Below are 7,227 nucleotides of genomic sequence, written 5' to 3' on the forward strand. Positions count from 1 at the left end.
CCGTTACAAATGCTTACATTGCCCTGCGAACATGTAACGACCTCGTCCAATCTCATTATTTTTCATAAAAAACGGATTACATATTGCTAGCTCTGTAAATCTGTAACGGCTTTCACCTTCCTCTCGATTGGTTTCCAGTCCGTATAACATTTATACAGCTAGTATTCATCCGTCCCTTTTCTCTCATCACACTTTTATCTTTGTCCACCAAGTCGCCTCAGTGATTTAAATAAAAGCTTGCGGTTATGATGAATAACCGGGAGTCATCCGCCGAAATCTCGATAAAACTCCTCCTCGTCAACTACACAATTTGTAGTTCTGGCGCTTTAATCACTCTTATATTTACATTGAGAAAAAGAACAAGACCATCTTATAACAAACAACATAAACCGTCAATGAAATTTTTTTCATTACCTATAAAACATTATGAAAAAGGAACACAAAATGTGCTCCTTTTTCAAGAAAATCGGCGAATTATTCAGCTCCAACCTCAGCTTTTACAACATCTACAATGCGATGTACATACTCATTGCAAAGCTCTTGTGTTGGTGCTTCTGCCATTACACGAATAAGTGGCTCTGTTCCAGAAGGACGAACAAGAACGCGGCCATCCCCATTCATTTCTTCTTCTACTACACGAATAATTTCTTTAATTTTTTCATTTTCTAATGCTAATTTTTTATCTGTTACACGAACATTTACTAATAGTTGTGGGAATTTTTTCATTTCACTTGCAAGCTCAGACAATGGCTTTTTCGTCACTTTCATAATATTGACAAGCTGAAGTGCACTTAACATACCATCTCCAGTTGTGATGTAATCCAGCATAATAATATGACCTGATTGCTCACCGCCAAGGTTATAGCCACCACGTTTCATTTCTTCCATTACGTAGCGATCACCCACTGCTGTCTTATCACTTGTAATACCGTTTGCTTCTAACGCTTTATAGAACCCTAAGTTACTCATAACAGTCGAAACAACTGTGTTATGTTTTAGTTGACCAGTTTCTTTCATGTATTTCGCACAGATATACATAATTTGATCTCCATCAACGATGTTTCCTTTTTCATCTACTGCAATTAAGCGGTCTCCATCTCCATCAAATGCAAGGCCGATATCTGCACCTTTTTCTTTTACTAACTCTGCTAATCCTTCTGGATGAGTCGATCCAACACCATCATTAATGTTCATCCCATTTGGTGAAGTTCCCATTGTTGAAATGTCAGCTTCCAAGTCTGCAAATAAATATGGTGCTAGAGAAGATGTCGCACCATGTGCACAGTCTAAAGCAATATGTAGACCAGAGAAATCTTCTTCTACAGTTTGTTTAATGTATTGTAAATATTTTTGCCCACCTTCAAAATAATCGTTCACTTGTCCAAGGTTTGTTCCGATTGGACGTGGTAATTCATCAACCTCTTTGTCTAATAACGCCTCAATTTCTGCTTCTTGCTCATCTGTTAATTTAAATCCATCTGCACCAAAGAATTTAATTCCGTTATCTTGTACTGGATTATGAGATGCTGAAATCATAACACCTGCTTGTGCATCTAACGCTTTTGTTAAATAAGCAACTCCAGGAGTTGAAATAACACCAAGACGCATAACTTCCGCACCAATTGATAGTAAACCTGCCACTAAAGCTCCTTCTAACATATGGCCAGATACACGTGTATCACGACCGATAATAACTTTTGGACGATTTGTATCTTTTGTTAATACATAACCACCAAAGCGACCGATTTTAAATGCTAATTCTGGTGTTAATTCCTTATTTGCAACACCGCGTACACCATCTGTTCCAAAATATTTACCCATTACTATTCTCTCCTTTATCTTGCTCTTTTGGTTCCTCTGTTGTATTTTCTTTTCCTGTCCCATTATTTTGTTCTGTTTCTTTATCTTGCTCTTTTGACTTTTCTGCTTCACTTTCGTTTCCTTTTTGTGAATTAGATTGCTCTATGTTACCTTGTACTTCTTTATTTGGTTGTTCTTTCTTTCCAAGAGTAACCTTTGCACTTTTTTGTTTTGCATTTATTGAAACATTACTTGGACCACTAACTTGAATGGAAACATCGTGTGTTCCTGAAGACAAACCTTGTAGATTTATTACAGCTGTTATTTGTGCCGCTGTTATTTTTTCTACTATACTAGCTTCTCCTGAAATATCAACACTGATCTTTCCGCTTTGCGGGAAAATGATTTGCGCAGTCATATCATTTGCAAGACCATTTTTTTGAATTGGAATACCATCAACTGTCTTATGTTTTGTTTGTTCTTTCTGCGCGTGTACATGAACAGAGACCTTTACTTGGTTAGGCTTTGCGCTCGTGACACCTTTTGGTAATAAAACAGAGGCATCGAATGTTGTAGACTCTGTTATTTTACTCAAGTCTACTTCGACCCCCTCTATTGTTTTTATATTATCCAAAACGTCTTTTGGACCCGAAATTGTCACTTCGCTCGGTTGAAGACTGATATTCGTAACCGCTAAACCTTCTGGCACATTTCCTTTTTTTATATAGTTTAGCGGTACGGTTTTTTCACTAGAATTTTCTCCCGTTTGTGCAACAACCGGAACCGTCACACTTACCTTAGAAGGACTCGTTTTTAAATATAAACGTTTTCCATTTTTATCATATATCATAACTTCCGCTTCTTTTGTGACTGTTTTGTTAATATCTTTTACATCAACATATGCTTGAGCAGAAGCAATGCTATCTATTTCCTCTTCCGTTCCCACTACCTCAACTGTATCAGGTTTCGGTTTCAGAGCGGCTCTATCAATGCTCACACCAGACTGCAATCGATCTTCATTGGACAACTTCATATCTACAGAAACATACTTTTTCGCTTTATTATAAATGGCAACTTTAATTTTAGATGGTTGAACAGTTGCCTTTACATTACTCGGAAGATTCACCGCTTTAAGCGGAACTTCATATGTTCCCTTTTTGTAACCGCGTAAATCCACGGGAATCTCAACTTTATTTTTGGCTTTTATAGCAGCAACAGAGGCCTTAGATCCCTCTAATTTCACCTTTACTTGACTTGGGATACCGGTAACAATGTATTTGTCTGTGTCATAATCTACTTTGATAGGGCAGTCCGTTAACGTTTCTTTTGTATCACCAGCAAAAGGTGATATATTGGCAGTATTATTCTTTTCTGTTATGGTTGTTGACATAAAAAGCATCAACGCCAATAGTAATGAGATTCCTTTTAAAAACCAATGGTTCTCCATTAACTTATCCATGACGTTTTCTCCTCCAATTCCAATTCCATAAAGATGAAGAAGTTGTCTTCATATCACCACCACTAAACTCTGCCAAAAGCATTTCTTTCAACTGCTCTACCTTTAAATCACGATGTAATTCGCCATTTTTCGTTAAAGAAATTTGACCTGTTTCTTCTGATACAACAACAGTAATACTATCTGTCACTTCACTTACACCCATTGCAGCTCGATGACGCGTTCCTAGCTCTTTAGAAATAAAAGGACTTTCTGATAATGGAAGATAACACGCTGCTGCTTTAATCGTGCTTCCTTGCATAATAACCGCTCCATCATGAAGAGGTGTATTCGGGATAAAAATATTAATGAGCAATTCCGATGAAACATTTGCGTTCAAAGGAATCCCTGTTTCTATATAATCTCCCATTCCAGTTTCCTTAGATAATGTAATCAATGCACCAATTCTTCGTTTTCCCATATATTCGGTTGCTTTCGATACTGCTGTAGCAACAATTTCAGCTTCATCTTCCTCATGACTAATCGTGCGAGAGAATAGACTACCTCGGCCTAATTGTTCAAGCGCTCTTCGGATTTCCGGTTGGAAGATGATAATAACTGCTAAAAACCCCCACGTTATCACTTGGTCTGTCAACCAATATAACGTATGTAAATCAAGGAAAAAACTTAATATACGAACAACAACTATAACTGTAATCCCCTTCAAAAGTTGAACAGCTTTTGTACCACGAATTACAAGAATTAGCTTATATATAACAAACCACACAACGGCGATATCTAATATCGTACTGAGATATTGTAAAAAAGGCATATCTCCAAAAGGCATGCTAACCCTTCCTCCTACTTATGAGCAATTTCATTCATATATTAAAATATTAAATTTATGCTCTATCTGTATGTATTTCCAACAACTAGTTAATTATACCATACATGAAAGAAGCGACAATTACAAACACCATCCCTCCTTTGGATTAAATTGGTAAGATGTCAAACTTTTATAATATAACGTACAATATAACTCATTATTATACTCCTATTTTAAAATAAAAAAAGCAGCATTTCAGCCGCTTTTCTTACATTTATTTCAGTTTTTCACCGAACAAAGAACCCATTAATGCAACAGCCGTCGTTGCAGTTTTATTTCTCTCATCTAAAATTGGATTTACTTCCACAAATTCGGCGGACGTAATTATGTCAGCTTCAGCTAACATTTCCATTGCTAAATGACTTTCACGATAGGATAGACCACCAATTACAGGTGTGCCAACCCCCGGTGCATCATGTGGATCCAAACCATCTAAATCTAAAGATAAGTGAACACCATCTGTATGTGATAAATAAGAAATCGTTTCTTCCATAACAGCCGTCATACCCATACGATCAATTTCATGCATTGTAAACACTTTAATTCCTTCATTACGGATAAAGTCTTTTTCTCCTTCATCTAATGCGCGTGCACCGATAATTACGATGTTTTCCTTTTTGACCTTTGGATACGCTTCATATAAATTGACGAGTGAAGGATGTCCATATCCTAAACTTGCAGCAAGCGACATGCCATGAATATTTCCAGACGGTGAAGTTTCTTCTGTATTTAGATCACCGTGTGCATCATACCAAATCACACCCAAATTTTTATAATGTTTTGCTACCCCTGCAAGTGTCCCAATCGCTATACTATGATCGCCGCCTAGTACAAGCGGAAAACGATCTTCTTCTATAATATGATCAACTTTACTTGCTAATTCATTACAAACTTTTACAACTTGTGTAAGGTTTCTTAATTTTGTATTTCCATCTACCTCTTTCTCTCTATCAATATGTATATCCCCAATATCTTTCACGTCATATCCAATGTGCTCAATTCTTTCAATTACTCCTGCATAACGAATGGCACTTGCCCCCATATCAACTCCGCGACGCAGTTGTCCTAAATCCATTGGAACTCCAATAATTGAAATTTCTTTCTTCATCGATAGTATCCCCCTTTTATGCCTTCGCTAAATATTTTAAATCTTTTATATAGTCTGACTCAACTCTACATTTTTTTGTATGGATATACACCTTATTCACACTTATGTCCTTTGAAATTAATATTTCTACATATATTTTTGTATAAAGTAGACTAAGCATTATCGCCTTTTCCCCATATAAAAAACATCCCTATACTTAGAGATGTTTTTCCGATGCTAATTTCCATACTGCTGCAATATTTCTCGCCGTTATTTGAATGTTTTCCTTAGCTGATTGATATGCTTCTTCTAAAGACATTGGCTTTGTTGCTATACTAAAAACAGCATCAATTCCTTCTTTATGGACTGAGACATGATTAGCAAGAACAGATCCGCCAATCGCTATAACTGGTATATGGTACTGTTTAGCACGCTTGGCAATTCCAACAGGAGCCTTGCCATAAGCTGTTTGTGCATCAATTCTTCCTTCGCCAGTTATAACAAGATCCGCATCTATTAACTGCTCATGAAAGCGTATTGCATCTAAAACAATTTCAATCCCTTTGCGAAGTTTTCCTTTTAGTACCACAACTGCCGCTCCCATTCCGCCGGCTGCCCCAGCCCCTGGAATTTCTGCTACATCAATATGTAATTGTTTTTTCAATAGACAAGAATAATGCTGCAAATTTTCTTCAAGCTTCCCCATAACCTCCATGGTAGCCCCTTTTTGTTTTGCAAATACAAAAGAGGCCCCTTTTTCTCCTATTAATGGATTATCAACATCACAGGCAGCTTCTAACTTGACATGTGCTAAGCGTGAATCTAACTTAGAAAGTTGAAAACTTTCAATACAATGTAAATTCCCACCAACAGGTTCTATTCTTTCACTAGCCGCATTGAAAAACTGAACCCCTAAAGCAGATAACATACCCGCTCCTCCATCATTCGTTCCGCTTCCTCCAAGTCCTAATATAATATGCTTTACCCCTTGGTCTAAAGCATGTAATATGAGTTCTCCAGTTCCCTTTGTAGTTGTAATAAGTGGGTTTCGCTTCTTAAGTGGAATATGATGTAACCCCGATGCTGCCGCCATTTCAATAAACGCTATTCTTTTATCTTTAGAGATACCATAAAACGCTTCTACACTCTCTCCAAGAGGGCCTGTGACAGAAGTAGAAATGATATCCCCTCCCGTCGCATTCACGAGCGATTGAACCGTTCCTTCGCCGCCATCTCCAATCGGTATTCTTACATACTCTGCTCTTGGAAAAATTGCACTGAACCCTTCTTGAATGGCTGTACATACTTCACTTGCTTGCAAACTCTCTTTATACGAATCAGAAGCAATAACAATTTTCATTTCCTTTCCCCCATCATCTATAGTAAAATATTAGATTGTATTTTCTTTTAAATTATAATAAAAAAAAAGCTTACATCCATTTGATGTAAGCTTTTTTATGGAGCCTAGCGGGATCGAACCGCTGACCTCCTGCGTGCAAGGCAGGCGCTCTCCCAGCTGAGCTAAGGCCCCGAATGAATAAAGCGGAAGACGGGATTCGAACCCGCGACCCCAACCTTGGCAAGGTTGTATTCTACCACTGAACTACTTCCGCAAAAATGGTGAGCCATGAAGGACTCGAACCTTCGACCCTCTGATTAAAAGTCAGATGCTCTACCAACTGAGCTAATGGCTCGTAAATGGCTGGGCTAGCTGGATTCGAACCAGCGCATGACGGAGTCAAAGTCCGTTGCCTTACCGCTTGGCTATAGCCCATTAATATTTACTAATATACTTGTCTTATCAAAAAAATAAACCTTAATTAGGTTATTTTTTTAATGGTGGAGGGGGGCAGATTCGAACTGCCGAACCCGAAGGAGCGGATTTACAGTCCGCCGCGTTTAGCCACTTCGCTACCCCTCCGACATATTATGGTGGAGGATGACGGGATCGAACCGCCGACCCCCTGCTTGTAAGGCAGGTGCTCTCCCAGCTGAGCTAATCCTCCAAAAGTGGTGACC

5 protein-coding genes, 6 tRNA genes and 1 pseudogene are annotated in these 7,227 nt (G+C 38.1%); all 12 read right to left on the reverse strand.

The window, feature by feature from the left end; genetic code table 11:
* Positions 1 to 3 precede the first annotated feature (3 nt).
* A pseudogene (locus MR056_RS22465) lies at positions 4 to 187 on the reverse strand (hypothetical protein).
* A 287-nt stretch (positions 188 to 474) separates the two neighbouring features.
* On the reverse strand, positions 475 to 1,821 hold the full coding sequence (gene glmM, locus MR056_RS16630) for a phosphoglucosamine mutase (RefSeq protein ID WP_011983285.1): 1,347 nt from the start codon (positions 1,819 to 1,821) through the stop codon (positions 475 to 477).
* Complete coding sequence (locus MR056_RS16635) at positions 1,814 to 3,259, reverse strand: CdaR family protein (RefSeq protein ID WP_011983284.1); 1,446 nt, start codon at positions 3,257 to 3,259, stop codon at positions 1,814 to 1,816. The genes glmM and MR056_RS16635 overlap by 8 nt, the downstream gene beginning before the upstream one ends.
* A complete protein-coding gene (cdaA, locus tag MR056_RS16640) occupies positions 3,252 to 4,082 on the reverse strand; it encodes a diadenylate cyclase CdaA (RefSeq protein WP_011983283.1) in 831 nt (276 codons plus the stop codon). Before cdaA ends, MR056_RS16635 begins: the two co-directional genes overlap by 8 nt.
* Before the next feature lie 253 nt (positions 4,083 to 4,335).
* Positions 4,336 to 5,229 (reverse strand): arginase, encoded by an 894-nt coding sequence (gene rocF, locus MR056_RS16645; RefSeq protein WP_048721382.1) that lies wholly within the window; start codon positions 5,227 to 5,229, stop codon positions 4,336 to 4,338.
* A gap of 196 nt (positions 5,230 to 5,425) precedes the next feature.
* Positions 5,426 to 6,568, reverse strand: a complete 1,143-nt coding sequence (locus MR056_RS16650; RefSeq protein ID WP_087097531.1) for a glycerate kinase — start codon at positions 6,566 to 6,568, stop codon at positions 5,426 to 5,428.
* Between the two features lie 98 nt (positions 6,569 to 6,666).
* Positions 6,667 to 6,739, reverse strand: a tRNA-Ala gene (locus MR056_RS16655).
* 10 nt (positions 6,740 to 6,749) lie between these two features.
* A tRNA-Gly gene (locus MR056_RS16660) sits at positions 6,750 to 6,821 on the reverse strand.
* Positions 6,822 to 6,826: 5 nt separating this feature from the next.
* A tRNA-Lys gene (locus MR056_RS16665) sits at positions 6,827 to 6,902 on the reverse strand.
* 5 nt (positions 6,903 to 6,907) lie between these two features.
* Positions 6,908 to 6,982, reverse strand: a tRNA-Gln gene (locus MR056_RS16670).
* 63 nt (positions 6,983 to 7,045) lie between these two features.
* Positions 7,046 to 7,129 (reverse strand) — tRNA-Tyr (locus tag MR056_RS16675).
* 9 nt (positions 7,130 to 7,138) lie between these two features.
* Positions 7,139 to 7,214 (reverse strand) — tRNA-Val (locus MR056_RS16680).
* Positions 7,215 to 7,227 lie beyond the last annotated feature (13 nt).

Source organism: Bacillus cereus group sp. BfR-BA-01360 (genome assembly GCF_022663595.1).
Taxonomy (GTDB): domain Bacteria; phylum Bacillota; class Bacilli; order Bacillales; family Bacillaceae_G; genus Bacillus_A; species Bacillus_A cytotoxicus.